30 protein-coding genes are annotated in these 25524 nt (G+C 66.9%); 18 read left to right on the top strand and 12 right to left on the bottom strand.

The genetic code is table 11. The features are described from left to right. Positions 1–37 precede the first annotated feature (37 nt). Positions 38–415 (bottom strand): VOC family protein, encoded by a 378-nt coding sequence (locus VZC37_RS21170; RefSeq protein WP_330435444.1) that lies wholly within the window; start codon positions 413–415, stop codon positions 38–40. Positions 416–602: 187 nt separating this feature from the next. Here VZC37_RS21170 and VZC37_RS21165 point away from each other — a divergent pair, with 187 nt between their 5' ends. Continuing rightward, positions 603–1475: an oxidoreductase gene (locus tag VZC37_RS21165; RefSeq protein WP_330435443.1), complete on the top strand. Its 873-nt coding sequence runs from the start codon at positions 603–605 to the stop codon at positions 1473–1475. Positions 1476–1501: 26 nt separating this feature from the next. Here VZC37_RS21165 and VZC37_RS21160 read toward each other — a convergent pair whose 3' ends face one another. Further along, a complete protein-coding gene (locus tag VZC37_RS21160; RefSeq protein ID WP_330435441.1) occupies positions 1502–2074 on the bottom strand; it encodes a dihydrofolate reductase family protein in 573 nt (190 codons plus the stop codon). 93 nt (positions 2075–2167) lie between these two features. Between VZC37_RS21160 and VZC37_RS21155 the strand changes: the two genes are divergently transcribed. Continuing rightward, on the top strand, positions 2168–2629 hold the full coding sequence (locus tag VZC37_RS21155; protein WP_330435439.1) for a TIGR03667 family PPOX class F420-dependent oxidoreductase: 462 nt from the start codon (positions 2168–2170) through the stop codon (positions 2627–2629). 27 nt (positions 2630–2656) lie between these two features. Here the strand turns inward: VZC37_RS21155 and VZC37_RS21150 are convergent, their stop codons facing one another. Beyond that, the gene (locus VZC37_RS21150; RefSeq protein ID WP_330435437.1) at positions 2657–3568 is read right to left on the bottom strand and encodes a PaaI family thioesterase; all 912 of its coding nucleotides are present in this window, start codon (positions 3566–3568) and stop codon (positions 2657–2659) included. A 100-nt stretch (positions 3569–3668) separates the two neighbouring features. On the opposite strand from VZC37_RS21150, the gene VZC37_RS21145 reads away from it, so the two are divergent. After that, complete coding sequence (locus VZC37_RS21145; RefSeq protein WP_330435435.1) at positions 3669–4271, top strand: DUF1707 SHOCT-like domain-containing protein; 603 nt, start codon at positions 3669–3671, stop codon at positions 4269–4271. Between the two features lie 2 nt (positions 4272–4273). Here VZC37_RS21145 and VZC37_RS21140 read toward each other — a convergent pair whose 3' ends face one another. The 3 genes from VZC37_RS21140 to VZC37_RS21130 form a co-directional block, all read right to left on the bottom strand. After that, the gene (locus VZC37_RS21140; RefSeq protein WP_330435434.1) at positions 4274–4984 is read right to left on the bottom strand and encodes an alpha/beta fold hydrolase; all 711 of its coding nucleotides are present in this window, start codon (positions 4982–4984) and stop codon (positions 4274–4276) included. 48 nt (positions 4985–5032) lie between these two features. Next, positions 5033–5371, bottom strand: coding sequence for a histone-like nucleoid-structuring protein Lsr2 (locus VZC37_RS21135; protein WP_330435432.1), 339 nt, complete (start codon positions 5369–5371; stop codon positions 5033–5035). 201 nt (positions 5372–5572) lie between these two features. Continuing rightward, the gene (locus VZC37_RS21130; RefSeq protein WP_330435431.1) at positions 5573–6388 is read right to left on the bottom strand and encodes a hypothetical protein; all 816 of its coding nucleotides are present in this window, start codon (positions 6386–6388) and stop codon (positions 5573–5575) included. Between VZC37_RS21130 and trhO the strand changes: the two genes are divergently transcribed. From trhO to VZC37_RS21105, 5 genes are all read left to right on the top strand, one after another. After that, complete coding sequence (trhO, locus tag VZC37_RS21125) at positions 6375–7259, top strand: oxygen-dependent tRNA uridine(34) hydroxylase TrhO (protein ID WP_330435429.1); 885 nt, start codon at positions 6375–6377, stop codon at positions 7257–7259. The two genes, VZC37_RS21130 and trhO, sit on opposite strands and share 14 nt — an antisense overlap. Beyond that, the gene (locus tag VZC37_RS21120) at positions 7256–8344 is read left to right on the top strand and encodes a CobW family GTP-binding protein (protein ID WP_330435427.1); all 1089 of its coding nucleotides are present in this window, start codon (positions 7256–7258) and stop codon (positions 8342–8344) included. The genes trhO and VZC37_RS21120 overlap by 4 nt, the downstream gene beginning before the upstream one ends. Positions 8345–8506: 162 nt before the next feature. Continuing rightward, a complete protein-coding gene (locus VZC37_RS21115) occupies positions 8507–9676 on the top strand; it encodes an N-acetylmuramoyl-L-alanine amidase (RefSeq protein WP_330435425.1) in 1170 nt (389 codons plus the stop codon). A gap of 51 nt (positions 9677–9727) precedes the next feature. Next, the gene (locus VZC37_RS21110) at positions 9728–10660 is read left to right on the top strand and encodes an SDR family oxidoreductase (RefSeq protein WP_330435423.1); all 933 of its coding nucleotides are present in this window, start codon (positions 9728–9730) and stop codon (positions 10658–10660) included. Further along, positions 10660–11430, top strand: a complete 771-nt coding sequence (locus VZC37_RS21105) for a fructosamine kinase family protein (protein WP_330435421.1) — start codon at positions 10660–10662, stop codon at positions 11428–11430. The genes VZC37_RS21110 and VZC37_RS21105 overlap by 1 nt, the downstream gene beginning before the upstream one ends. A gap of 58 nt (positions 11431–11488) precedes the next feature. On the opposite strand, the gene VZC37_RS21100 is transcribed toward VZC37_RS21105, so the two are convergent. From VZC37_RS21100 to VZC37_RS21085, 4 genes are all read right to left on the bottom strand, one after another. Continuing rightward, on the bottom strand, positions 11489–12559 hold the full coding sequence (locus tag VZC37_RS21100; RefSeq protein ID WP_330435419.1) for a DUF6542 domain-containing protein: 1071 nt from the start codon (positions 12557–12559) through the stop codon (positions 11489–11491). A gap of 34 nt (positions 12560–12593) precedes the next feature. Beyond that, entirely contained in the window at positions 12594–13799 is a 1206-nt protein-coding gene (locus VZC37_RS21095) for a DNA recombination protein RmuC (protein WP_330435417.1), read from the bottom strand. A gap of 38 nt (positions 13800–13837) precedes the next feature. Next, positions 13838–14398, bottom strand: a complete 561-nt coding sequence (locus VZC37_RS21090) for a methylated-DNA--[protein]-cysteine S-methyltransferase (protein ID WP_330435416.1) — start codon at positions 14396–14398, stop codon at positions 13838–13840. 74 nt (positions 14399–14472) lie between these two features. Next, entirely contained in the window at positions 14473–16077 is a 1605-nt protein-coding gene (locus tag VZC37_RS21085) for a DNA-3-methyladenine glycosylase 2 family protein (protein ID WP_330435414.1), read from the bottom strand. A 118-nt stretch (positions 16078–16195) separates the two neighbouring features. Here VZC37_RS21085 and VZC37_RS21080 point away from each other — a divergent pair, with 118 nt between their 5' ends. The 10 genes from VZC37_RS21080 (at position 16196) to VZC37_RS21035 (ending at position 23553) form a co-directional block, all read left to right on the top strand. Then, on the top strand, positions 16196–16591 hold the full coding sequence (locus VZC37_RS21080) for a hypothetical protein (protein ID WP_330435412.1): 396 nt from the start codon (positions 16196–16198) through the stop codon (positions 16589–16591). A 121-nt stretch (positions 16592–16712) separates the two neighbouring features. Further along, positions 16713–17921, top strand: coding sequence for an AI-2E family transporter (locus VZC37_RS21075; protein WP_330435567.1), 1209 nt, complete (start codon positions 16713–16715; stop codon positions 17919–17921). 217 nt (positions 17922–18138) lie between these two features. Next, complete coding sequence (ychF, locus tag VZC37_RS21070; protein WP_330435409.1) at positions 18139–19218, top strand: redox-regulated ATPase YchF; 1080 nt, start codon at positions 18139–18141, stop codon at positions 19216–19218. A gap of 218 nt (positions 19219–19436) precedes the next feature. After that, positions 19437–19676 carry a putative quinol monooxygenase gene (locus VZC37_RS21065; RefSeq protein ID WP_330435408.1) on the top strand — a complete coding sequence of 80 codons (240 nt, stop codon included), beginning with the start codon at positions 19437–19439 and terminating at the stop codon, positions 19674–19676. Between the two features lie 144 nt (positions 19677–19820). Continuing rightward, entirely contained in the window at positions 19821–20039 is a 219-nt protein-coding gene (locus tag VZC37_RS21060) for a type II toxin-antitoxin system VapB family antitoxin (RefSeq protein ID WP_330435407.1), read from the top strand. Beyond that, on the top strand, positions 20036–20449 hold the full coding sequence (locus tag VZC37_RS21055) for a PIN domain-containing protein (protein ID WP_330435405.1): 414 nt from the start codon (positions 20036–20038) through the stop codon (positions 20447–20449). Before VZC37_RS21060 ends, VZC37_RS21055 begins: the two co-directional genes overlap by 4 nt. 304 nt (positions 20450–20753) lie before the next feature. Next, positions 20754–20939 carry an AbrB/MazE/SpoVT family DNA-binding domain-containing protein gene (locus tag VZC37_RS21050; RefSeq protein ID WP_330435403.1) on the top strand — a complete coding sequence of 62 codons (186 nt, stop codon included), beginning with the start codon at positions 20754–20756 and terminating at the stop codon, positions 20937–20939. A 147-nt stretch (positions 20940–21086) separates the two neighbouring features. Beyond that, positions 21087–21524, top strand: a complete 438-nt coding sequence (locus VZC37_RS21045; RefSeq protein WP_330435400.1) for a VOC family protein — start codon at positions 21087–21089, stop codon at positions 21522–21524. Positions 21525–21587: 63 nt separating this feature from the next. Further along, a complete protein-coding gene (locus VZC37_RS21040; protein ID WP_330435397.1) occupies positions 21588–22568 on the top strand; it encodes a glycoside hydrolase family protein in 981 nt (326 codons plus the stop codon). A 103-nt stretch (positions 22569–22671) separates the two neighbouring features. After that, on the top strand, positions 22672–23553 hold the full coding sequence (locus VZC37_RS21035) for an acyl-CoA thioesterase (protein ID WP_330435395.1): 882 nt from the start codon (positions 22672–22674) through the stop codon (positions 23551–23553). A gap of 5 nt (positions 23554–23558) precedes the next feature. Here the strand turns inward: VZC37_RS21035 and VZC37_RS21030 are convergent, their stop codons facing one another. Both VZC37_RS21030 and VZC37_RS21025 read right to left on the bottom strand, forming a co-directional pair. Further along, positions 23559–24266: a DUF427 domain-containing protein gene (locus VZC37_RS21030; protein ID WP_330435394.1), complete on the bottom strand. Its 708-nt coding sequence runs from the start codon at positions 24264–24266 to the stop codon at positions 23559–23561. 151 nt (positions 24267–24417) lie between these two features. Continuing rightward, the gene (locus VZC37_RS21025) at positions 24418–25506 is read right to left on the bottom strand and encodes a TIGR03086 family metal-binding protein (RefSeq protein WP_330435392.1); all 1089 of its coding nucleotides are present in this window, start codon (positions 25504–25506) and stop codon (positions 24418–24420) included. Positions 25507–25524 lie beyond the last annotated feature (18 nt).

The following is a 25524-nucleotide window of genomic DNA, read 5'->3' as shown; positions in this document are numbered from 1 at the left end:
GCGAATCGGCGGGTCAAGGTGTCTACGGGGATATCGCTCAGCTCAGAGCCGGCGGATCGTATTTCGGCTCGTAGATCGTGATCTCGCCTGCGCCCGGAACCTTCACCCCCACGGTGACACCCCACGGCTCCTCGGTCGGCGGGCCGGAGAACTCGGCGCCCTTCGCCGAGAGTTCGTCCATCGTCGCCGTGAGGTCGTCGCACATGAACGACACGTCGAAGCGTTGATCGGTGCCGCCCGAGGTCCCCTGGTACTCCCACGAACTGGGATGCGCGCCCAACTCGCTGGGTCCGGTCTTGAAGATCAGCCATCCGCCACCGGTGTCGACCGACGGCAAGCCGAGGACGTCCCGGAAGAAGGTGCGGGTGGCGTCTGGGTCGTCGCAGTAGATCAACGTGTGAAGTGCGGTGATCATGGGTCAAGGGTAGTCACCCAGGTCGCCGGGCCATCGTCGAAACCACGGAATAATCTCGGGCATGGGGTTGCGCGGTTGTCGAAGCACGCCTGGCCATGATGCTCGTTCTCGGCTGATGACCCAGGCCGGCGCTGAGCCGACGCTGAGGGTCGTCGGCTGGTCGTGTGGATCATCCGATCGCGTTAGCATGGGCGCGACGGAAGGGAGCCCGGATGACGCCGGCGACGCGGTTCTGATCACCGGATGCTCGAGTGGGATAGGTGCGGCCGCTGCCGCCGACCTGGTCCGCCATGGTCATACCGTGTACGCGACTGCCCGAAAGCCCGAGACGCTCCAGGAACTCGCCGAAGCCGGATGTCGAACGTTGGCGCTCGACGTCACCGACGAGGCGTCGATGAGCGCGGCAGTGGCCGCGGTCGAGGCCGAGCATGGTGCAGTGGGCGCGCTGGTCAACAACGCCGGGTATTCGCAATCCGGTGCCGTGGAATCGGTGTCGCTCGACGACATCCGACGGCAGTTCGAGACGAACGTGTTCGGACTGGTCCGCATGAGTCAGCTGGTCCTTCCCGGAATGCGTAAGGCCGGGCGGGGACGCATCGTCAACATCGGCTCCATGGGCGGCAAACTCACCTTCCCCGGCGGCGGCATCTATCACGCGACGAAGTATGCGGTGGAAGCGATCTCGGACGCGATGAGATTCGAGGTACAGGGCTTCGGCGTGCAGGTGATCCTGATCGAGCCGGGGCTGATCACCACCGAGTTCGCGAGCGCGGCGACGTCATCGATGTCGGGCCTCGACGACGGCGGCCCGTACGGGCACTTCAACAACGCCGTCGCAGACACGATGGATTCCATCTACCGCGGCCCGGTCGCCAAGGTTCTCGGTGGTGACCCCGACGACGTGGCCGCCACCATCCGCAAAGCCGTCACCGCCGACAAACCGCGGCCGCGCTACACGGTCACCGCTTCGGCGAAACTCGCCATCACGCAACGCAGGATCACTCCCGACCGGGTGTGGGATCTCGCCATGCGCACCCAGTTCTCGGTGCCGCGTCCCTGAGCCTGGCCGGTCGCACCGGTCGTCGGTCATCCATGCAGGTGCGGTCGGTACACGAGTTCTTGAATCCCGCCGTCGAGTGTCCGCGTCTCGGTGAGTTCGAGATCGAAGTCCTCGGCGCCCGCGAAAATCGGTTCGAGCCCCGATTTCCCGGTGATGACCGGATACAGCGTCACCTGAACACGGTCGACGAGACCGGCCGCCATCAGGGCCCGATTCATCGACAGGCTGCCATGCGACCGCAACGGTACCGGCGACTCCTTCTTGAGGCGTGCCACCACGTCGATCGCGTCACCACGCTCGAGTGTCGCGTCCGGCCAGTCGAGTGGGTCGTCGAGGGTGTTCGACACGACCGTCGCCGGAAGGTGCAGCATCCGTTGCACCCAGGGGTCGCTCAGTTCCGTCAACCCATCGGACAGAAAGTCGACGAAGACACGGTACGTATTGGCTCCGAACACCATTCGTTGTTCGACGTCGTACAGGGACAGTCGGTGTTCGAGCAACTGTGGACCCTGTTTGCCCCAGTACCCGGTCCAGTCGCCGCCCGCTGCGCCGAAGCCGTCGAGGCTGCTGAAAACGTCGAACGTGTAGGTGACGGACATGGCTCAACTCCTTGGTGAGGGACTTCTCATGGAGGCAGACCGTGGGCAGTGATCGAATTCATCGCCAGAGGCCCGTCGCGGAATCCTTTCGTGGTGTCCCGCCGAATCCGGAATGCCGCGTCGCGCGGATGCGTTCTGCAGGACATGGCCGCACTTGACCTGCCGCCCCGGGTTTCCGATCGGCTGGCAGCAGAGGACATCATCTGGCTCAGCACGGTGAACGCCCGGCACGGGCCGGTGCCGACTCCGGTCTGGTTCCTGTGGTTCGACGACAGTTTCCTGCTGTTCAGTCAGCCCGGCACCGCCAAGCTACGCCACATCGACGCCGAGCCCGCCGTGGCGCTCAACCTCAACGCGGACGACCACGGCGGGGACGTCGCGGTGTTCACCGGGCAGGCGCGGGTCGACGACGCTGGTCCCACCGACGAGGAATGGGCCGCCTTCACCACCAAGTACGCGCAGGGCTTCGTCTCCATCGACATGACGCCCGAGGATTTCGCACGGTCATACTCCGTTCTCGTCCGTGTCACACCGGAGCGGCTGCGCGCCTGGTGATCCGGATACGCCGGAGGTGGCGTGTCGTCAGTGTCGGTAACCGGTACGGGCAAGCGTCACCGTCGCCAGGGTGAGTGTCATGTCGTCGGCACCGGCGTCGACCATGCGGATGCTCACCACGCTGTGGTCGGTGCCGTCCCGGACCACCGTGCCATATGTTCGCGCAGGTCCGACCCGGACCTGCGCCAGGAAATGCATCTGCATGTCGATCGGCAGCAGGTCCGGTCGCATCGCCTGCGCGGCGCACTCGATCAGCAGTGCCTGCGCACCACCCATGATCGTGCCGATCTGGTTGGCCACGAACGGCGTTCGATCGAGCTCGAGGACTCCGGACGCCGGTTCCACCTCACGGATGCCGAGGCGAGCGTGGATGGGGTCGGCGATGGGTACGACCGCGCGCTTGCGAACTTGGCCGATCCACTGATCCGGCGTGTACGCGTCCGCTCCGAAAGCCGCGGAGCGGGGAATGCGGGCGAACGTCACCAACCCACGTGCGGCGAGGGTGGGGCCGTCGGGTCGGTCAGGTCCTGCATCGATCTCCGCCGCGATGTCTCGCAGGTCGCTGCGCCCGTGTGCGTCGTAGACGTCGACGGATACGACCACGACCTTCTTTCCCACCCGCGTCAGCCTGCTGTCCATGACGATCGGGCCCTCGGTGATCGGCTCGACCATGTGGAGCGCGAGATCCTGGGTGGCCGTCCAATCCGGTGCCGCGGCGACGAGTGCCGGATCCGATGCCACGAAATCGAGCACGGTCACCAGCATGCCGACGGGGGCCGTCCCGGCATGGGATCGGAGTGGGTCCGTGAGGTCGGCGCGGATGAAGGATCGTTCGGCGGATGGCTGCAGGGACACGAGCCCGAAATCGGAGGTGAAGGTGTTCGTCTCCGTCACCGCTGTCTTCACCTCGTCGGCGGTGGCCGGCGTCGTGGTGCTCATCGCCGCTCAACCGACGGCGGAAATAGTGCATGCATTTTGAGAGAATAGCATTCTCGGCGGCGATGCCCACCGACATCGGCCCGCCGATAGGGTGGCTGGCATGGTCGAGAGCAATCCCGACGACGCGGTGCGTGTCGGACACCCGGAACGTGAGCGGGCCATTTCCCTGCTGAACGACGCGTTTTCGTCCGGTTATCTCGAGATCGTCGAGTTCGAACAACGATCCGACCGAATTCTGCAGGGCCGCACCCGTGGTGAGCTCCGCGCGACCCTGGCCGACCTGCCGAACGCCAGCCTGCTGTTCCCGGTGGAGCCGTCCGGGCCGCCGGCGCAGATCGACGGCTCGGCTGCCGGCCCGGTCGAGTGGGACGCGGACTGGAGCACGGTACGGCGGAAGGGGGTGTGGCAGGTCCCGCGCAGCGTGCTGGTCACCGGGTGGATGGGCACGGTCGATCTGGACTTCACCGACGCCGTCTTCCCCGGACCGTCGGTCGACGTGCACCTGCAGGTCTCCACCGCCACGGTCAAGCTCCGCATCCGCGCCGACGACGAGGTGCACACCTCGAATCTCAAGGCATCCGGGTGGTCGACCATCAAGGACAAGGCCGGTCCGCCGCGCCGTCCCGGTGGTGCAGTGGTGGTGGTCTCCGGGTCCGTGTCGGCGATGACGTCGGTCAAGATCAAGCGCGCCGGTGCGCCATAGCCTCAGTCGCTGTCCCCGGCGACCGCGAGGAGAACGTCGGCCAACTCGACCGGTCGGCTCAAGGCGATCAGGTGCCCGCCGGGCAGGACGGTGATGTCGGCGCCGAGCCGTTCCCGGGCCTGACGACGCTGGAAATCGATGGGGAAGAAGCGATCCTCGGCTCCGCCGACGACGGTGACCGGGGCGGGCCACTCGTCGAACGTGCACACCGAACCCATGACCTCGCCCGCCTGGTCGGGTTCGCCCTGCGCCATGGCGTCCGCGACGACGTCGTCGGGCACGTCATGGAAGAAGTCGTTCATCGGGTCGATGCCGGCGCCGACGTCTCTGCCGTCCCGGACGGCCATCTCCGCCCGCGCCTCGCCTGCACCCGAATTCTCGAACCAATGGCCGGGTGTTTCGTGCGGCAGCGGGAGCATCGCGTTCACGAGGACGATGCGATCGGAGTCGATCTGTTCGGCCACCAGGGGGACGGTGAAACCACCGAGCGATTGTCCGACGACGACGGTCGTGCCCCCGGATGGGGAACCTGCGCACGCGTTGCGATACGCGTCCACGCAGGTTCGGGCGTAGGAATGGAGATCCGCGGCGGGATCGCCTGCCGGCAACTCGACTGCCACGGCGCGATGTCCCCGAGAGCGCAGTTCGGGAACGACGCGATGCCAGTACCACGCGCTGCCGCCCGCCCCGGGAATCAGCAGAAACGTCGCCATGTCGTTCTCCGACCTGCAATCGAGTGAGGCCCAGTGCGCGTGGTGCGCCTAGTGCGCGGCTTCGAACGCCTCGATGACGTTCAGCGGAATCCGGCCACGATCGCTGACCTCGTAGCCGTTCTTGTTCGCCCACTCGCGAATCGCCTTTGTCTGTTCCTTGCTGCGACCGGCCGGCACCGGGGTGGCGCGTTTCGCGGCACGGGACGTGGAGGTGACGCGGGAAACGGAGATGTATTTCGCCAGCGAATCCCGAAACTGTGCGGCGTGCTTTGCGGATGTGTCGAACTCGTAGGTCTTTCCGTCGAGGGACCACCGAACGGTCTCGTAGTCTTCGAGAACCTTTCCGTCGATGTCGTCGATGACCTGAACGATTTCCTTCTTCGCCATAGTGAACTCCGTCTTTCCTCGTCGTGACAATCTGTTCTCGCGTGAATTGGTGCGGGGTCGGCGCACCTGAGCTGTGCCATCCGGCATTTTTTCGTATTCTCGTCGGAGCACATACTACCGGTCAGAAAATGAATTGTTCCTGAGAGACTCACCATTCGTCCGGGTATGCAAAGAATTCGGCGAGTGGTAGTCGTCACCACATCAGTTGGTGGGCGCGACCGTCGTTGTCGGCGGTTGCGGTACGTCCGTACCGGTGCCGGGCGGAACAGAGGTCGACGCGGCGAGTCCGAGGAGCTCGCGCGGTGCCCGGTCGGAAGAATTGATCTCGCGGTAACCCCTTGGGGTGACTGCGAATCCGGCGTCGGAACGTGACTCGAGGCAGTAGAGGCCGGCCGTTTCCACCAGGCAGGAAAACCGTGCAATAGAGATTGTGTGGCCGAAGTCGACGATTGTGCTGCGGTAAAGAACGGGAAACTGTTCGGAACAGACCCCGTCTTCTGTGCCTTGCGTGTCGAGGGTCACGAGATTTCCCTTCCACTCGCACCCTCGTGGCACGTTCGACGGCGTCGGTCCCGACCTTTGTGTGTTGAGGCGGCACGCCAGGGTCCGGCCGTCGGCAGAACAGTTCACGGCGCGATCCGGCGGCGAGAAGTGAAAGTCGGAGGTCTCGATCAATGCCGATTCCGGTGTGGTCGAGCCCTGGTGATACCTCGAATTGTCGACGCGGGGCGCGAGCGCGATCACCCGACCGATCGTCCAATCCGGCAACGGTGCATCGGCGGTGTCCTCGATCGACTCCTCGGTCGTGGTCGAGATGCTGGTCTCGATTTCCGTTTCGGTGGACAGGACGTCGGTGGGTGGCAGCACGATCTGTGATGGTTGGGGGTCTGCGGACAACGAACACCCCGCGACCACGGTGATGAGCGCCGCGACCGCGATGACCCCGGCCGCGACCGACCACAGGCGCTCCGGGCGGCGGCCCAGGTGTCCGTACCCTTGCACTGTGTCGACCCCCAAGATCGTGTTGTTCTATGTGTTCACCCCACTCGCCGACCCGGAGGCCATCCGCCTCTGGCAGCAGGCACTGTGTGAACAGCACGGACTGCGCGGCAGGATCATCGTGTCACCACACGGCATCAACAGCACCGTCGGTGGCGACATCAGACAGGTCAAACGGTACGTCAGGGCCACCCGGTCCTATCCGGCCTTTTCCGATGCCGACATCAAGTGGTCCGACGGAACCGGTGACGACTTCCCCCGTCTCAGTGTTCGGGTGCGACCCGAGATCGTCACCTTCGGTGTGCCCGACGAGGTCCGTGTCGACGCCGACGGCGTCGTCGGGGGCGGCACCCACCTGACGCCGAGGGAGGTGCACGATCTGATCGCCGAACGCGGCGACGATGTCGTGTTCTTCGACGGCCGCAATCACATCGAGGCGGAAGTGGGCCGGTTCTCGGGTGCGATCGTCACCGACGCGCAGACCACTCGCGACTTCGTTCCCCTGCTCGACAGCGGACGCTTCGATCACCTCAAGGACCGGCCCGTCGTCACCTACTGCACCGGCGGCGTGCGGTGCGAGGTGCTCAGCGGGTTGATGCGATCGCGAGGGTTCCGTGAGGTGTATCAGCTCGACGGCGGGATCGTGCGGTACGGAGAGGAGTTCGGCGACGACGGGCTGTGGCAGGGGTCGTTGTACGTCTTCGACAACCGGATGACCGTCGACTTCTCCGACCATGCCGCCGTCATCGGGACGTGCACCCGATGTGGGTCACCGACGAAGGCGGTCGCGAACTATCCGGATTCGCTCGGGCGGGACCTCGCCGTGCTGTGCGCCGATTGCCAACGAGAGGTCGCCGACGACGCCGATCCGCAGCGCTCGGCGTCGTGAGCCGTCCGACCATCCCGGTCATCGTGGTCGCCGGTTTCCTCGGGTCCGGCAAGACGACCCTCCTGAATCATCTGCTCCGGACCGCCGACGGCACGCGAATCGGGGTGCTGGTCAACGATTTCGGCTCGATCAACATCGACGCGATGCTGATCGCGGGTCAGGGCGACGACACGGTCAGTCTGTCCAACGGCTGCATGTGCTGCAGTGTCGACGCGGACGGTGTCGAGAGTGCGCTGGCGCGATTGCTACGGCCGAAGTCCGCTATCGACGCGATCGTGATCGAGGCGAGCGGTATCGCCGAACCGCGAGCTCTGATCCGGATGATCACCGGGATGGACGACCCGCGGATGCGCTACGGGGGACTCGTCTACGTCGTCGACGCCGCCACGAACACCGAGGTCCGACGACGCCATCCGGAGATCGACCGTCACATGGAGATCGCGGACCTGGTGGTCGTGAACAAGGCGGACCTGGTCGCCGACGACGAGTTGTCGGCGGTGTGCGACGACGTGCACCGTGTCAACGACACCGCACCGACGGTGGTGACCGCCGACGGCGTCGTGGAGGCGGCGATGCTGTTCGACCCGCGGCCCCGGACCGTCGACAACGCCGCTCGCAGTCGGCAACTCACGCTCGATGAACTTCTCGAGGCGGATACCGACCAGTGCGTCGGTCACGGTGACGGTGGGCACGGTGACGGGGGGCACCGCTATCCGCACCTGCACGACGAGTTCGGCTCGGTCGAGTTCACCTCGGCACGCCCGCTGAATCCTCGCCGGCTCGCGGAATTCCTCGAACGGCCGCCGACCGGGTGCTATCGGATCAAGGGCGTGGTCGCGTTCGACGTGCCGGGGCACCGGCAGAAGTTCGTGGTCCACGCGGTCGGTGGGTTCGTCCGGGTGGAACGGCGTGGATGGGGAGGCGAGGAGCGCTCATCGAGCGTCGTCGTCATCGGGGCGGGGATGGACCGTGACGACGTCCGCCGCCGTCTCGACGCCATCGTCGTCGGCGCCGCTCCCGGGGACGATCAGCCCGACGAGCACGGGATCTTGAGTATCACGCGTCACCTGGTCACAGCTCACTAACGGTTTCCATCAGGCCTGGTCGCGAATTTTCCATTTCGACAGCTGACTGTTTCACTTGTTACAAATGTGACTGATGTGGCCAGTGTTGCGTCTCGGAAGGAGAGTGGTGGCGGCGACCGAACGAGGTCGTCCGGCACCCGATGTGTGATGACCCAGCAACGCATGACGATCCCAGGAATCACGTCCACCACGAAGCGTCGTCGGGACGCCCGGTTCCGTCGGCGCCGCGGCGCGGTTGCGGCGATATCCGCCGTCGCGCTCACCGTCGGCTCGCTCACCGCGCTGTCGGCCGGTGAGGCGACCGCGGCGCCGGCTCCGGCGCCCCCCGGCAACGCCGCGGCGGGCAAGACGATCTTCCTCGACCCCGGCCACCAGGGCAGTGCGGCCGGTCACGACCTGAACGCTCAGGTTCCCGATGGTCGCGGCGGGAAGAAGGACTGCCAGACCAGCGGCGCCACGGCCGTCACCGGCGCGAAGGAACACACCGTCAACTGGGACATCGCGCAGCTGGTCAAGGCCGGCCTCGAGAGCCAGGGGGCACGTGTGGTGCTCAGCCGACCCGACGACACGGGCTGGGGTGGCTGCGTGGACCAGCGGGCCGCGGCGGCGAGCCGATCGGGTGCGGCAGTCGCGGTCAGCCTGCACGCGGACTCGACCACCCGGGGCGCGGATGAGGGGAAAAAGGGCTTCCACATGATCGTGCCCGCGCTGCCCATCCCGGATGCCGCCGCCGACCGGGTCCAGGCCGGGGACGGGCGAAAGGCGTCGGAGACCATGCGTGACGCCTTCGTCAAGGCCGGCTTCGCACCGGCGAACTATGCGGGTGTCAAGGACGGTATCCAGACGCGATCGGACATCGCGGCCGTCAACCTCACCACGGTTCCGGCTGTCTTCATCGAGATGGGCAATCTGTCGAACCCGCAGGACGCGGCGGCGCTCTCGGGCAAGGACGGGCAGCTCAAGTACGCGATGGCCATCACCGACGGGATTCTGAACCACGTCCGCGGCGGGGCGGCACCAGCCGCTGAACCTGCGGCGCCCGCTCCCGAGGGTGCGGCCCCGAACAGCCCCGCCCCGGACAGTGCTGCCCCGAACAGTGCTGCCCCGAACAGCAACGACCCGGCAGCGACCACGCCTCCCAGCACGGAGAACGGCGCCGACCAGGGACTGGCAATCGTGATCCCGTTCGTCCAGAAGCTGCTCACCACCGAGGACCCGGCCGAGATCGCCGAACTGCTCCTCGGTGAAGGTCAGGACGTCTCGGCACAGGTTCTCAAGGCGATGCTGACCGTCGTCTATGGACTGTTCGGCGGGGAACTGCCGATCGGCTGACCCTCGGGCACGTCGGAGCCGGATCGACCACTCGGCAACTATGGTGGGGCCATGGGGCTCAAGGACCTGATCCTGATGAAGACACCGGTGCCCACGTTCGGTGGCCGGACGGTCCTGATCACCGGCGCTGCCAGCGGGATCGGCCGGGCGACGGCGGAGGCGGCCGCCCGCGAGGGGGCGCAGCTGGTGCTGACCGATCTGCACTCCGACGCGCTCGACGACGTCGTGGCCGCGATCAACCGGTCCGGCGGCGAGGTGGTGTATCACCAGGCCGGTGACATCTCCGACTACGAATGGGTGCGCGGATTCGCCCGCCAGGTCGACGCCGAGGTCGGCGTCATGGACGTCGTGATGAACATCGCCGGGGTGTCCGCGTGGGGCACCGTCGAAAACCTCGAACACCGGCACTGGCGCACGATGGTCGACGTCAACCTGATGGGCCCGATCCACGTGATCGAGTGTTTCGTGCCGCAGATGGTCCGTCGCGGGACGGGCGGACACCTCGTCAACGTGTCGTCGGCGGCAGGTCTGCTCGCCTTTCCCTGGCACGCGGCCTACAGCGCGAGCAAGTTCGGGGTGCGGGGGGTCTCGGAGGTACTGCGGTTCGACCTGCGACGCCACGGCATCGGTGTCTCCCTGGTGTGCCCGGGCGGGGTCGACACACCACTGGTGGACTCGGTCGACATCGTCGGCGTCGACCGCGACGATCCGCGCGTCAAGGCGCAGGTCGCGCACTTCCACACGATCGCGGTGAGCCCGGAGAAGGCGGCGGCGGCGATCCTGGCGGGCGTTCGCCGCAACAGGTTCTTGGTCTACACGTCCTTCGACGTCCGCTTCGGCTACTGGTGGGCGCGCAAGTTCGCGCTGCCGTACGAAGTGGTCATGCGGGTCGCCAACGACCGGTTCGATCGCCTCGCCACCATCACCAAGGAATCCGCCCGTCGGCGAAGTGAGAGCCCCGACGGCACCGACGTGACGCCCTGATGGCGGCCACCCACACCAAACACCGCGCCGACGTCGACCCGGACTTCTTCCGTGCGGAGGAGGCCGGACTGCGATGGTTGCGTGACGGCGGTGGCCCCGTCGTCGAGGTCCTCGACGTCGGCGACGACTTCATCGAACTGCAGCGGCTCGCGTCCGCGCGGCCCGGCGTGGATTCCGCTCGTGAGTTCGGCATGGCGCTGGCCCGGATGCACGATTCGGGTGCCGCACGCTTCGGGAGCGCACCCGACGGGTACGACGGCAAGCAGTACATCGGGAACCGGCGGCTGAGCTCGCGGACCCACTCCACGTGGGGCGAGTTCTACGCAGCAGAGCGGGTGGAGCCGTACCTCGCCCCGGCGATCGACGCCGGATTCCTCGGCGCCGACGACGCCGAGTTCACCCGTCGCGCATGTGCGGTGATCGCCGCCGGGACCTTCGACGACGGGGAACCGCCCGCCCGGATCCACGGCGACCTGTGGAGTGGGAACGTGCTGTGGACGCCGGACGGCGTCGTCCTGATCGACCCGGCCGCGCACGGTGGGCACCGTGAGACCGATCTGGCGATGCTCGATCTGTTCGGCTGTCCGCACCTCGACGCGGTGATTGCCGGCTACGAGGCGCAGCACCCGCTGCGGTCGGGGTGGCGTCAGCGCATCCCGCTGCATCAGCTCCATCCGCTGGCAGTGCATGCCGCCGGTCACGGGCCGTCCTACGGGACGGCGCTCGGGCGGGCCGCACGGGCGTGTGTCGCCGCGGCGGGGGAGCGCTGACGCACTCAAAAACGGCCCGTGGCGCCTGGTTCCGCCCGGGGTGGGGTGGTGATCCGGGTCAGGCCCGGTTGCGCCCGCGGGTCGATTGGTACCGGGCCGGCGCCGCCTGGCGGGCGGCCGGCACATAGCGGTCGTCATCGGCCGACCCCACGATCGTCGATGCCGGAGCGGCCACCTGACCGCCGCGCCCGTCGATCGCATCGATCTGCTCACCGGCGCCCGCTCGGAACACCGCGCCCGCGGTCGAACGCTGCGCACCCGCCGGGGCCTCCGGCCGCGGTCGGGGAACCGCCCGGTTCGGCTTCGCGGGGGCAGGGGATTCAGTGGACAAACCTTCGGGTGCGCCATTCGTCGGCGCGCGACGCGCCGGATCCTTGGCTGTCGGTTTCGACGGTCGGTCGGCGTTCTTCGGCGCCGGTCGACTCTTGCGTTCGGGTGTGGCCGTCCGCGACGTCGCAGCCCCCGGTGTTGCTTCTCTGTTCGCCGATTCCCGCTTGGCGGGCTCGCCCTTCACCGTTGCCGACCTTTTCGCCGACGGGCCCTTGGCGGTCGCGCCCTTCGCGGTTGCGGCAGGACTCGTCGCGGACTTCGCGGCCTCGTTCTTCTTCGGCTTCGCCCTGTTCCGCGGTGTGGAGCCCTCGGTGGGGGCGGTGGGACGCTTCGGTCCACCGACGCGCCGGCGATCTCCGGTGGTCGGTTCGCGGGTCAGGAACCACCGCGCGAGGACGAGCCCCAGGGTGACCACGAACGTCAACGCCATCCACGGAAAGTCGTTCGCGATCGGCAGGAGGACCTGGAAGATCAGACCTCTGACGCCGGACGACGCCTGCTCGGCGTTGAGCCCGTACAGGGTGATCACTCCGACGAGGAAGGCGATCAAGGGTGGCTGCGCGGCCGCGGTGAACAGGGCGCGCCGGCGGACCGCCAGCGCGGCGGTCACACATCCGAGGAGGTAGCAGAACTTGAACACCGCGCCGAGGCCCTCGGTGTTGCTCGCGTCGATCGCCGCACCGATGCCGGTGACCACGGTTGCCACCAACACCGCACCCCACCAGGGGACACCGCGGACCGTGGGCAGCACGGATTGCTGATCCAGCGGCACCGCTGAACGCTGTTGGGCAGAAGGCACATCTAGACGGTACCGGTTGGGCTCGTGAATTCCGCTAACCACCGCGTGATGTTGCCCATTGGTCGTCGCCGCTCGCGTCGTCGCTGGTCCGGATGCCCCCGGCGCTGCGAACGGTGATGTCGATGGGCTCGGTCGCCGCGTGGTGCGGCTCACCCTGCAATGCGTCGAGCTCGGCGAGTTTGCGCGCTGTGACGCCGACTCGGGCATCCACGGCACCGATCGTCGAATTGAACGATTCCACCGCTCGACGCAGGGAGCCGCCGAGCCGATCGAGGTGACCGAGCACCCCGCCGAGCCGGTGATGGAGTTCGGTGCCGAGCTGGTGGATCGCGGCGGCGTCGCGGGCCATCGCATCGTGTCGCCAGCCGAGCGCCACGGTCCGGAGCAGCGCGACAAGGGTTGCGGGCGTCGTGAGCACCACGTTCTTGGTGAACCCGAACTCGATCAGATCGGGATCCGCGCGAACCGCCGCCTCGAGGACCGGATCGCTCGGGACGAACAGCACGACCATCTCCGGGGTGTTCTCGAACGCCGACCAGTACGCCTTGGAGGACAGCTGCACGATGTGGGCGCGCACGGCGCGGGCGTGTTCGGTGTGCAGGTGTGCCGAGGCCTGGGGACTGTCGGCCTCGATCGCCTGGAGGTAGGCATGCAGCGGCACCTTCGCATCGACGACGATGTCGCGGCCGCCGGCGAGATGGACCACCATGTCCGGGCGGACCGCTCCGGCGGAACCGTCGGCGGTCACCTGGGTGGTGAAGTCGCAGTGACGCGACATGCCCGCGAGTTCGACGACGCGTTCGAGCTGGAGCTCACCCCACCGTCCGCGGATCTGGGGTGTGTGCAGCGCGTTGGCGAGCTGCCGGGTCTGATCGGTGAGCTGTGCCGAGGCGGCGTGCATGCCCCGGACCTGTTCGCTGAGCCCGGCGTAGGCGCTGATCCGGTGATGCTCGGTGCGCCGCAATTCGTCCGACAGCTGTGCCAGCAGGCCCCGCAGGGGATCGACGATGTGCGCGACCTGTGACCCGATCGCGGACGACTGGCGACGCGCCGCATCCTCGGATGCCGAGGACAACGAACGCGCCGCCAGATCGTGAGATGCCCGGACGGACTCCAGTTCGGCGCGGGTAGCTGCCAGTGCCGCAGTGGAGCGTGACGCCTGTGCCAACCATCCGATGACGAGTCCGGCGAGCAGACCGGCGAGTACGGCCACGATGACGGAGAAATCCATGGCCGCCATCGTGTCCGACGGGTACGACAGATTGCCGCCCCCGCGGATCAGGCGAGTGTGTACCCCTCACGTTCGAGCAGGGCCTGCTTGATCGGCAGCCCGTAGCGGAACCCGCCGAGCGATCCGTCGCTGCGCAGCACCCGATGACACGGTACGAACAGAGCGGCGGCGTTTCGGGAACAGGCGGCCGCGGCCCCGCGTATCGCGGTGGGTGTGCCCGAGAGCTCGGCGAGACGTGCATAGGTCACCGGCTCCCCGGGGGCGATCGTGCGCAGCACGGGCCAGGCCTTGCGGAGGAACGGCCCGGACTCCTGGTGGACCTCGACCACGTCGAGGGCCGCGACATCGCCCGCGTAGTACGCGGCGACCGCGTCGGTGATCGCGCCGAGGCTGTCCGCGCGTTGTGTGGCCTTCGGGCGGAGTGACCGATGGATGAGGGCGGTCAGATAGTCCGGATCGTCGGTCCATCCGGATGCGAGGACCCGGTCGGCAGCGTCGGCGAGCACCGTGAAGGTGCCGTCCGGGGTGGATACGGAAGCCCATCGGGCCGTGCTGACCGCAGGACCGGTGGCCTCGGGGGTGGAAGCCTGCGGGGTGGAGACGGTCATGGACGTCATGGTGTTCCTTCCGAGGGCTCGCCGGTGTGTGTCCGGCGAGGTGGGTTCGATCGCGTGGATGGCGATCACGGTGTCGGAGCCCTCGTGAAATGCGTCTTCGTCGACCGGTCGTGGTCCGCGTGGGACGGTGCTGTCGTCTGGTCACCCAGTATCGGCTCGGACACCGACAGGCGGTGCCGCCACAGGTGCATCGACGCGTACGAACGCCACGGTGACCAGGCGGCCTGCGCCGACGCGAGGTCCAGCCCCAGGTCGGCCGCGGCGCCCCGGACGACGAGATCGTGCTCGAGCATGATGTCGGGGTCGCCGGTCACCCGCATCGACACATAGTCGGCGGTCCACGGCCCGACACCCGGCAACGCGAGCAGTTCCGAGCGCAGGTCGTCGGAGGAGCGACCCGGGTGCAGGTCGATGTGACCTGAGGCCACGGCAGAGGCCGCGGAGACGATGGCGTCGACACGGCGGCGCGGTCCGCGCAGGACCCGGTGGCCGTGTTCGGCGATCGCCTCCGGCGACGGGAACAATCGCCACCCGTCCGCCGGCGTCGCGCCGACCACGTCGTCCGTGGGTGGGTCCCACTGCGCGCGTCCGCCGAGCTCGTCGGTCAGCCGGGCGAGATGGTGGCGGGCGGCCTTCACGCTGATCTGCTGGCCGACCATCGTGGCGATCAATGTCTGGGCGGGACTCATCGTGCCCGGGACACGCAGGCCTGGCGCGGCGTGCACGAGCGCGGCCAACGCGGGGTCGGCGGCGAGCGCCGAGTCGGTGCTGACCGGATCGGCGTCCAGATCGAGCAGACGCCGCACGCGGTTGACGGCGACACCCAGATCGCGCATGTCCAGATGGGCGATCCGAACGTCGACCCGCGACGCCGACGGCTCGACCGTCACCAACGCGGGCCCGTGCGGCAACTCGACCGCTTGCCGATGCCGCCACCCGCCACGGGCGTCGGTCGACTCGACGGCCTCCACGCCGTCCACCGCGTGCGCGGTGAGGAACCAGCGCAACCACCCGAGATGAAGAGGCGAACGATGGGCGAGCCGGAGAGTGACCTCACCGAGCGCAGCCGGTACCGCATCGCGAACGGGGGAGCCGAGGGCTCGCAGCCGTGACGGGGTGAGACCGAAGATGTCGCGGATCGTGTCGTTGAACTGACGCACACTCTGGAAGCCGGACGCAAAGGCGATGTCGGCCATCGACATCGTGGTGCGCTGGATCAGGACCCGTGCCGTCCCGGCGCGGTGAGCCCGCGCGAGGGCGAGTGGTCCGGCGCCGAGTTCCGCCGTCAACACCCGGTTGAGGTGGCGTGCGGTGTAGCCGAGATGGTCGGCGAGGCCGTCCACCCCCATGCGCTCCACCGCCCCGTCGGCGATCATGCGCATCGCCCGCGACGACATGTCGGCGCCGCAGTTCCACCGCGGCGACCCGGGCACCGCGTCGGGTGCGCAACGCCGGCAGGCCCGGAAACCCTGTTGTTGTGCGGCCGCGGCGGTGAGGACGAAGTGCACGTTCTGCGGCCGGGGAGTCTGCGCAGGGCATGACGGCCGGCAGTAGATCCCGGTGGTGCGGACGGCGACGAAGAACTGGCCGTCGAACCGGGCGTCGCGGGACGACACGGCGCGGTAACAGCTGTCGAAGTCGAGGGTCCTGGCTACGGCGGACGTTGTCACCCGTCCACTCTCGCACTCTCCGCGGCGGAAACCTGGCGGGAATCGGACATGGCGATCGGCGTCGAGATTATCGGTCAATTGAGTGACGTAGGTAACAATCACTGGCACGATGTGTCCCATGAGCGCACCGTTCGGTGGCCGTCAACGACGACGGGGCCACGAACCGACACTGTCCGAACTGCCTGCGTGGGGCCTCGAGATCATGATGGGCCTGTACGGGCCCGACACGATCGAGCGTGCCTGCGCCGAGGAGGCGACCCGTACCCCTGCGGTCGGGTCCGACCTGGCCGACGAGAACCCGGTACGGAACGCGGCGGCACGGAACACAGCGGCACGGAACACACCGGTCGCTTGTGGTGCCGATCCGGCCCCCATCGACCCCGCGTTCAGGGGTGGCCCCCCGGGTCCGTCACGTGATCCACAAATCGTCCCGCCGCCATCGCCGTTGGTGATCGAGCTCGAGGCGATCAACGAGCTGGTGAAGTATCTGGAGCGCAAGCTCAAGCGACACTGAGTCGGCGATCGCCGACGCGGCGAATATTCGTCACCGTCGGTTCACATGGTGGGCCCGATGAGTGTGTGACGATTTGGTCGTGACAGAACAATCGGGTTCAGCCGACCCTGCCGCCACGGCGATCTCCGACGAGGACGCGCGGTCCGAGTCCTATCCCACCCGCGTACAGGTCGTTCTCGCCGGTCTCCGGTCCACGTCGATCGTCAGCCTGCAGTTCGTGCTGGTCGTCGCCGCGTTCTGGGTGCTCCTCTGGGTGCTCGGCAAGCTGTGGGTGATCCTGCTGCCGATCCTCTTCGCGATCATCATCGCGACGGTGCTCTGGCCCCCGGCGCGGTGGCTCCGCAACCGTGGTCTCCCCGGTGCGCTCGCGTCACTGCTGATGATGCTGTTGGGCCTCGGTGTTCTCGCCGGCGTGGTCAGTCTGATCGTCCCGTCCATAGTCGACCAGGCCCCCGAGTTCGCATCGCGGGCGACCGACGGTGTGCGCACTCTGCAGGACTGGATTCAGGGCCCGCCGCTCAACGTGCAGGACGAACAGCTCAACAACATCGTCGACACCGTCACCCAACGCCTGCAGTCGAGCGCATCCACCATCGCCGCAGGGGTGTTCAGCGGTGTCGGCACCGCGACGTCGATGCTGGTCACCCTGTTCACCACGCTCATCCTGGTGTTCTTCTTCCTCAAGGACGGACCCAAACTCCTCCCGTGGATCGACCGCACCATCGGCCGGCCGTCCGGCACCCACATCGGTGAGGTGTTGCTGCGGATGTGGAACACCCTCGGCGGATTCATCCGCACCCAGGCGATCGTCAGTTTCGTCGACGCCGCGCTCATCGGTGCGGGCCTCTTCATCCTGGGGGTGCCGTTGGCGGCGGTGCTGATCGTTATCACGTTCCTGGGCGGGTTCATCCCGATCGTCGGAGCATTCGTCGCGGGTGCCCTCGCCGTGTTGATCGCGTTGGTGTCCAACGGATTCACCACTGCCCTGATCGTGCTCGGCATCATCCTGGCGGTGCAGCAACTCGAGGGCAACGTGCTGCAGCCGTGGCTGCAGTCCAAGTCGATGGATCTGCACGCGGTCATCGTGTTGCTGTCGGTCACGCTGGGCGGCACCCTGTTCGGCATCACCGGGGCGTTCCTCGCCGTCCCCGCCGCCGCCGCGCTCGCGGTCGTGTTGCGCTACCTCAACGAGCAGATCGCGGAACGGGCCGGCGAGACTCTCCCGCCGCACAGCACGCCGGTGACCGCGCACGTTGGCGTGCCCGACGCGGAGCCCGACGACGACGCACCCGAACCCGCCGACGACCCGGGGACGTCGAACGAGAAGTAGCGCCGACAGAACCCAGAATCCCGCCGACGGAACCCGGAAATTCGCCGACAGAACCCGGAATCCCGCCGACAGAACCCGGAATCCCGCCGACAGAACCCGGAATCCCGCCGACAGAACCCGGAATCTCGCCGACAGAACCCGGAAATTCACCGACAGAACCCTCGCGGGCACGATGCCGACGACGTCCACGGTTCATCGGCCGATAGACTGGATGCCCGTGAGTCTCACCCTCGGAATCGTCGGTCTTCCCAACGTCGGCAAGTCGACCCTGTTCAATGCGTTGACCCGCAACGACGTGCTCGCGGCCAACTATCCCTTCGCGACCATCGAACCCAACGTCGGCGTGGTGGAGCTACCCGATCCGCGGTTGAACCGGCTGGCCGAGATCCACTCCAGCGAGCGCATCCTGCCCGCGACGGTGTCCTTCGTCGACATCGCCGGCATCGTGAAGGGCGCGTCCGAGGGGGAGGGGATGGGCAACCAGTTCCTCGCCAACATCCGCGAGGCCGACGCGATCTGTCAGGTCGTGCGTGTCTTCGCCGACGATGACGTCGTGCACGTCGACGGTCGGGTCGACCCGACGTCCGACATCGAGATCATCGAGACCGAGCTGATCCTCGCCGACCTGCAGACCATCGAGAAGGCGCTGCCGCGGATGGAGAAGGACGCGCGCAAGAACAAGGACCTCGCCGAGACGGTCGCCGCCGCGCAGCAGGCCCAGGAGATCCTCAACGGTGGGAAAACCCTTTTCTCCCAGAAGGATTCGTTTGACCTGGCTGCTGTGCGGGACCTGCACCTGATGACCGCCAAGCCGTTCCTGTACGTGTTCAACGCCGACGAATCTGTCCTCACCGACGATGCCCGCAAGCAGGAGCTCCGCGATGCAGTCGCGCCTGCCGACGCGGTGTTCCTCGATGCGAAGGTGGAAAGCGAACTCCTCGAACTCGACGAGGACGACGCGCAGGAACTGCTCGACTCCATCGGTCAGGACGAGCCGGGCCTGCGGTCGCTGGCCCGCGCCGGTTTCCACACGCTGGGGCTGCAGACCTACCTCACCGCCGGCCCCAAAGAATCGCGCGCCTGGACCATCCACCGCGGCGACACCGCACCGAAGGCCGCAGGCGTGATCCACACCGACTTCGAGAAGGGCTTCATCAAGGCCGAGATCGTGTCCTTCGACGACCTCGACGCCAACGGCTCCATGGCTGCCGCCAAGGCGGCCGGCAAGGTCCGCATGGAGGGCAAGGACTACGTCATGGCAGACGGGGACGTGGTCGAGTTCCGGTTCAACGTCTAGCGTCATTAACGCATCGCGGTATTTTCTGATCGCGTGATCCGGTCGTTCGGCAACAAGGACACCGAACGCCTGTGGCGTCGTGAACGCGCTCGCTCGCTCGATCCGCGGATTCAGCGGGTCGCGCTGCCAACCTTCGTCAGGTGGGATCGGCAGAGTCGCTCGACGACCTCAGGGGCCGCAGCCGACCAGATCGAGGCAATCACGCCCCGGCAGTCCGCATGACGGGCGGGGTCGTTCTCACGGGTCTGCTCGTCTGCGCGAACACCGAGGAGGCCGATATCGTTGGGCGGCTACGGGCGCGACACATCGAACTGACGCGAGCTGAGCCGGGATGCTTGTCCTTCGATGTCGTCCGGACCGACGATCTGCTGATCTGGCAGGTTGACGAACGATTCATCGACGACGAGGCGTTCGCATTCCATCAGCAGCCGGTGCGGGACACTAGTGGCGGAGAGTGAGTGGGGCCGCGCCACTGCCGGCATACAACGCAGCTACGCAGTCACGAGCGGAGAAGGCTGAAGCGCTTGTCTCCAGCGATGGGTGGTGGTTCGTTGAGGAGTATAACTATATAGTCGGATATATAGTCGATTCGAGGGGGAGCCATGGCAATCACCAGTGTTGATTTGGATCCGCGGCTGATCGAGCGTGCCCGAGCCCTCACAGGTGAGAGGTCGAACCGGGCCGTGCTCGACCTCGCGTTGCGCAGGCTCATCGCCTCGAAACAGAAGGCTGCGATGATCGAGGGAATCGCAGGGCTGACCGACCTTGAAAGCGAGCTCGGCGCGCCCGTGGCCTCACCGAGTGATATCGAGTCTGCGTGACCGACTACCTGGTCGATAACTCGGTCTGGGCAAGGCTGGCAACCGGGGACCCGGGCGTTACTGCGAGGCTGCACCGCATTCAACGAGCGCCGGCTGACCTGTTCGTCACGTGTCCGCCCCAGGCGCTCGAGTTCTGCCACAGCGCCCGGACACGCGCCGAGCACCTGCGCTACCGCGAACAGATGTCCCTCGGATTTCCGCTTGAGCACGCGCCTGACGAATCGCTCGTGCTCGACATCCAGGCAGCACTATGGAATGCCGGGTTGGTCCGCGCAGCGGGCTCGCTCGACATCCTCATTGCCGGCTACGCCATCGTGAACGATGCGACGGTACTTGCCGCGGACCATGACTTCGAGCACATTGCGAGGGTGTCCGACTTGCAGTGCGAATACGTCGCACCCTCGCCATGACGTCTACGGTGTTGGGGCCCAATCGAATCGGGAGCTGTTGGTGCCGGCGGCAACGTCTGGTGGCAACGACGAAGGAGCCGATGGCCGCAAGGATCCATCGACCCCGCTGGTAATGGGATTCCGCTGGTAGCTAGTGCCCCGCACCGGAAATTCGTTGATGATTTCGACGTCCAGGCGGCGCCTCGCTTCGTTGGCGTCGTCGCAGGTACATCCAGTACCTGCTCCTCCGCCGCCTCGCGATGCATCCACCTGGACCACCGAACTCATGAAACGAATTTCCGGCGCGGCACACTAGCCTGTTCCCATGGAGGCCACGATCGATTCGGGCGGGCGCTTGCTCTTGCCGAAAGCACTTCGGGAACAGTTGGGGATCACGCCGGGCTCCACCGTGGACATCTCGCTGTACGGCGCGGGACTGCTGGTGACTCCGGCTGGGCGTACCGCACGCCTGGCGAAGGGGACCCGATTGGCATCTGGTCGCCGAGTCTGACACAACGGTGACCGACGATGTCATGTTCGCGTTGATCGATTCCAGTAGACGGTGAGCGTGCGTCAACGATCGCCGTGGACACAAGCGTTGCGGTGCCGTTTCTCGTTGCGTCTCACCGGTTGAACCCCGGGACATTAGCGTAGAACCATGCCCATCAAACTCGAGAACGTCGGGATCGCCGTCGAGGACCTCGAGGCGGCGATCGCGTTCTTCGTCGACCTCGGCCTCACACTCCTCGGACGCGACACGGTCAGCGGCGAATGGACCGATACGGCAGTCGGACTCGACGGCAATCACGCCGACATCGCGATGCTCCAGACGCCCGACGGCAATGGCCGCCTGGAGCTGTTCGAGTACATCAACCCCGAAGCCATCGAAACGGCGCCGACCCGGCCCAACGAGATCGGGATGCACCGAGTCGCATTCTCGGTCGACGACATCGATGCTGCCCTCGACATCGCCGCGAGGCACGGATGTCATCCGCTTCGCGGCGTCGGCACGTATCAAGACATCTACAAGCTCACCTATGTCCGCGGACCCAGCGGGATCATCGTGATGCTTGCTCAGGAACTGACGGCGAGTTGACGTTTCGCGACCCAGTCCGCCAAAGTTCTGCATCGTGTAGCACTCGTCGTCGATACTGCAGCGGTGAAGCTCTCCACGAGAAGCGCTTGTCTGATCGTCTCCGTCGTTCTGGCTGTCGCGGGAGTGCTCGTGTCGGCACCCGGGCTGAGTCACGCCGCCCCATCGGCCTGGCGGTACACGATGGTCGCGTTCAGCAACGCCAGCGACCGGGACATGGACGTGTACGAGTCGCGCGACGGCACCACGTTCCGACTCGTCAAGAGGTCCGCGTATCGACCCCCGACGGGTCGTGTGCGCGACGCGAGCATCTTCCGCAGCTCCGACGGGTTCTACTACATCACCTACACGACGGCCGACGGAGCGAATATCGGCTTCGCCCGCAGTCGTGACCGCGTGAACTGGACGTTCCTGCACCAATATCCGGTTCCGTTCTGCTGTGCGTTACTGCCGGGCACCGGTGACGGCAGAGGGTTCGGATCGTCGAGCGGACCCGGATCATCGGGCTCGGCCGGGTCGAGCGACGGGCCGTCACTGTCGCCGTTCACGACCAAGGCGTGGGCGCCGGAGTGGTTCGTCGACGGCGGCCAGGTCCACATCATCTTGTCGATGTCGACCGGCGGAGGTTTCGTCCCGTACCTGATGACGGCGATCACCCCGGATTTCCGCCTGTGGAGTCCACCGGTTCCGATCGTCGGCATCGGCGCCGACCACATCGACACCACCGTGGTCAGGGTCGGATCGACCTTCCATGCCTTCACCAAGAACGAGACGATGTCGAAGAAGAACATCGACCACGCGGTCGCGTCGTCGCATCTCGGGCCGTATCGATATGTCCCGACGGGCAATTGGGGCACGTTCGTCGAGGGTCCGGTGGTGGTTCAGCTTCCGAGCGGCGCGTGGCGGATGTATCTCGACGTCTATCGGGCAGGGAGATATGTGTACTCCGACAGCACGGACGGAATGCGCACCTGGTCGCCCGCCAAGGAGTTGCCCGGGATCTCGGGAACGGTTCGGCACATCGGTGTGATGCGCGAGCCGGCGTGACGCGACTCCGCGGTCGTGGGCGTGCGAACCGGTCATGGCCGCAGAGGCTGATGGCGTAGCGTTCGGCGCAGCGAATTCCGACACGAACGGGGAATGATCGGTCATGCCCACGAACACCGACGAGACCGCCTGGTCGCTCGACGTTCTGCTCGATCTGTTCGACGTCACGCGCACCGGGACCGACCAATTCACCGGCGAGACCGGAATCGAGGGCGAAGAAGGTCGTGTCGTGGTGGAGGGCTCGCAGGTGCTCGCCCAGGCGATCGTGGCGGTCGCCAAGCGGTTCGCCGACAAGTCGGTCAGATCGGCGCACGCCGTGTTCGCGCGGGCCGTCACGGTCGGCCCGCCGGTCGAGTTCGACCTCGACGTGGTGCACGAGGGACGTTCCGTCGCGACCGCTGTGGTCACGGCGACACAGAACGCCAAGCGGTGCGTCACCGTCACCGTGATGGCCGACGTCCCGACGGGCGACCTGATCACCCATCATGTACCACGTCCGGCGGTTGTCTCGCCGTCCGACGCCCATGCCTCCCGGATGCTCTTGCCCGGCCGCGACGTGCGCCTCGTCGATGTCACGGAGGTCAACAGCCCGGACGAGGTGGGGCCGCCGGAGTTGTACGCGTGGCTGCGCTACGAACCGGTCCCGGACCGCGACGACCTGGCCAAGGCGCTGTTGGCGCATTTCACCGGTCACCTCGGGATCTCGACAACGATGCGTGCCCACAAGGGGATCGGCACCAGTCAGGCCCATCTCACGGTGTCCACCGCCCCGATGACCATCACGGTCGGCTTTCACGAGCCGGTCGGATGGGACGGATGGATCCTCTACTCCCACGAGAGCACCCAGGTCGGTGCCGGTATGTCCTATGTGCGCGGAACCGTGCACACCGAGGGCGGTGCACTGCTGGCGTCTTTCGTCCAGGAGGGACTCATCCGCCCGCTACGCCCGGCCGACAGCGCGGTCGAGTCGCGCGCCCGCCTCTGACGTCGCTAGGAGTCGCCGCCACGATCGGCCACGCCACCCGGCGTCGGCAGTTCCGCGATCACATCGGCCTTGGCCGGGTCGAAGGCGAAATACCCACTGATGACCGCGCTCTCGGGTAGCGCGTCCGGATAGCTCCAGGCGACGTTCTCCACGACGATGTCACCGATGACCGCCGTCCAATAGGTGGATGCGCCCTTGTAGTTGCAGTACGTCGTCAGCTCACCACGGCGTAGCAGATCGGTGCGAACATGCGACGGCGCGACGTAGAGCACCGGTTCCAGCGCTGTCTCGAAGACGATCACGGTGTCCGTGGTGTCCACCAGCGTCGTGCCGGCGACCTCGACGCGCAGGCGTCGACTGGTCGGACGGCAATCGACCCGGTGGTAGGGGTTCGGCGGATAGTAGACGAGTTTGCGGCCTTCCTCGTACCACTCGTCGACCGCGTCCCACGGCACATGTACATGGCCCGGCGCCTCTGGTTCCGGCTCGCCGGGCAGGTCTCCGACCTCGTCGGCGGGGAACACGTAGCTCAGGAATTGGTACGGGCGATGCACCATCAACGCTCGCTCGGTGTCGAGGACGACCTGGCCGGCGCGCACCGCCTGGATGCGTCGCGGATGCGGCTCGACGAACACGACACCGGGCGGCACCGGGCTCGAATACCACCCGGCGGGCTCCGGGCTCAGCGGGCCCCGGCCGGCGACGAGACTCACCGGCCGTCCTCGACGCCGTCAGCGACCGACAGTGCACGGACGATCCGTCGACTCATGTGTTGGTCCGCCTTTCACGACATCCGACCCGGAGAAGAAGGTTGCCCTGCTCCGGATGTCGGGTCAATACCTCCGCTGTGGTCATCGGACCGCGTCAGGCGGATGGGCCGCTGAGGAAGGCGTCGAGCTGCGCCAGCGACGAGGTCATACCGGCGGCGTGATCCTCGGCCGAGACGCCTCGCGGTACGTTCTCGGCGGTGATCTGTACGCGTGTGCCACCGTCCACCTCGGACACCGACCAGGTCATCGTCATCGTGCCGGCGAAGTCGGGGTCGTCCGACTCGAAGTCGACGGCCTGCACGACCCGGACATCGGGGACGATCTCGACGAAGCGAGCCTCGACGATGTCGGCATCCGCTCCGGATTTGCCGCCCGCAGCCGGGACGACGGCGTAGGTCAGAGTCAGTCGGTACGACCCGCCCTGACGTGCGTCGAAGTGGTCGAATCTTCCGGTCATCCCCTGCGGGGGAAGCCATTCGACAAGAGCGTCCGGGTCGACGAGTGCGGCGAAGACGCGTGGCAGCGGTGCCCGGATGACCCGTGATGCCTGGTCGGTTCGCCCCCGCGTGGTCGTCGGCCACGGTCGTGGGTCGCGTCCCGTGACGGCCACGGTGGCCTCCAGCTCGCCGACTCCGTCCCGATGGACACGCGCACCCCAGAGCTCGGGTACGGGCGCGGTGGGGACGAATTCCGTCACGTGATCATGGCAGGCGCGCACGAGGTCGGCGGGCGGGTCGAACGGTGCATCGATCGCGGCGGCGAGATCCCAGCCGTGCACGATCACCTCGGTCAGGACGATGCGTCCCCACGTGGCGTTGCTCAGCCCGAGGCCGGCATTGTCACTGACACCGGACCAGGGCTCAGGGTGGGCCCACGCGCGGCCCAAGTCGATCAGGTGGCCGGCGAGTTGTTGCCGACCGTCGCGGGTACGAGTGTCGGCGCGGGCACCGGTCGGCTCGGCGGCAGCAGACCGGGAGCCGGCCACCTCGGTGAAGCCCGTCGCGAACTCCTCGATGTGATCGAGCAGGGCCGCGACGTCGTAGTCGGCACACGGGGTCCGGGCGGCGAGGTCGTCGTCGGTCACCGCCATGACCAGCTCGCTCAGTTCGGCGCACGCTTCGCTGAAATCGATCACCCTCGGCCTTTCGTCGGTGCGTTCTTCCTTCTGTACTGGTGTGACCACGCTGCGCGTCGGGATTCA

The sequence above is a fragment of the Gordonia sesuvii genome, assembly GCF_036350415.1.
Classification (GTDB): Bacteria; Actinomycetota; Actinomycetes; order Mycobacteriales; family Mycobacteriaceae; genus Gordonia; species Gordonia sesuvii.
This window is presented reverse-complemented; position numbering and strand designations above follow the sequence as displayed.

Coding starts and splice junctions, on each gene's coding strand:
- VZC37_RS21115 (WP_330435425.1), top strand. CDS start 8,507: ATGACGATCCCAGGAATCACGTCCACCACGAAGCGTCGTCGGGACGCC.
- VZC37_RS21035 (WP_330435395.1), top strand. CDS start 22,672: ATGCCCACGAACACCGACGAGACCGCCTGGTCGCTCGACGTTCTGCTC.
- VZC37_RS21080 (WP_330435412.1), top strand. CDS start 16,196: ATGAGCGCACCGTTCGGTGGCCGTCAACGACGACGGGGCCACGAACCG.
- VZC37_RS21065 (WP_330435408.1), top strand. CDS start 19,437: ATGACGGGCGGGGTCGTTCTCACGGGTCTGCTCGTCTGCGCGAACACC.
- VZC37_RS21165 (WP_330435443.1), top strand. CDS start 603: ATGGGCGCGACGGAAGGGAGCCCGGATGACGCCGGCGACGCGGTTCTG.
- VZC37_RS21170 (WP_330435444.1), bottom strand. CDS start 415: ATGATCACCGCACTTCACACGTTGATCTACTGCGACGACCCAGACGCC.
- VZC37_RS21050 (WP_330435403.1), top strand. CDS start 20,754: ATGGAGGCCACGATCGATTCGGGCGGGCGCTTGCTCTTGCCGAAAGCA.
- VZC37_RS21160 (WP_330435441.1), bottom strand. CDS start 2,074: ATGTCCGTCACCTACACGTTCGACGTTTTCAGCAGCCTCGACGGCTTC.
- VZC37_RS21135 (WP_330435432.1), bottom strand. CDS start 5,371: ATGGCGAAGAAGGAAATCGTTCAGGTCATCGACGACATCGACGGAAAG.
- VZC37_RS21110 (WP_330435423.1), top strand. CDS start 9,728: ATGGGGCTCAAGGACCTGATCCTGATGAAGACACCGGTGCCCACGTTC.
- VZC37_RS21140 (WP_330435434.1), bottom strand. CDS start 4,984: ATGGCGACGTTTCTGCTGATTCCCGGGGCGGGCGGCAGCGCGTGGTAC.
- VZC37_RS21105 (WP_330435421.1), top strand. CDS start 10,660: ATGGCGGCCACCCACACCAAACACCGCGCCGACGTCGACCCGGACTTC.
- VZC37_RS21145 (WP_330435435.1), top strand. CDS start 3,669: ATGGTCGAGAGCAATCCCGACGACGCGGTGCGTGTCGGACACCCGGAA.
- VZC37_RS21045 (WP_330435400.1), top strand. CDS start 21,087: ATGCCCATCAAACTCGAGAACGTCGGGATCGCCGTCGAGGACCTCGAG.
- VZC37_RS21150 (WP_330435437.1), bottom strand. CDS start 3,568: ATGAGCACCACGACGCCGGCCACCGCCGACGAGGTGAAGACAGCGGTG.
- VZC37_RS21060 (WP_330435407.1), top strand. CDS start 19,821: ATGGCAATCACCAGTGTTGATTTGGATCCGCGGCTGATCGAGCGTGCC.
- VZC37_RS21090 (WP_330435416.1), bottom strand. CDS start 14,398: ATGACCGTCTCCACCCCGCAGGCTTCCACCCCCGAGGCCACCGGTCCT.
- VZC37_RS21095 (WP_330435417.1), bottom strand. CDS start 13,799: ATGGCGGCCATGGATTTCTCCGTCATCGTGGCCGTACTCGCCGGTCTG.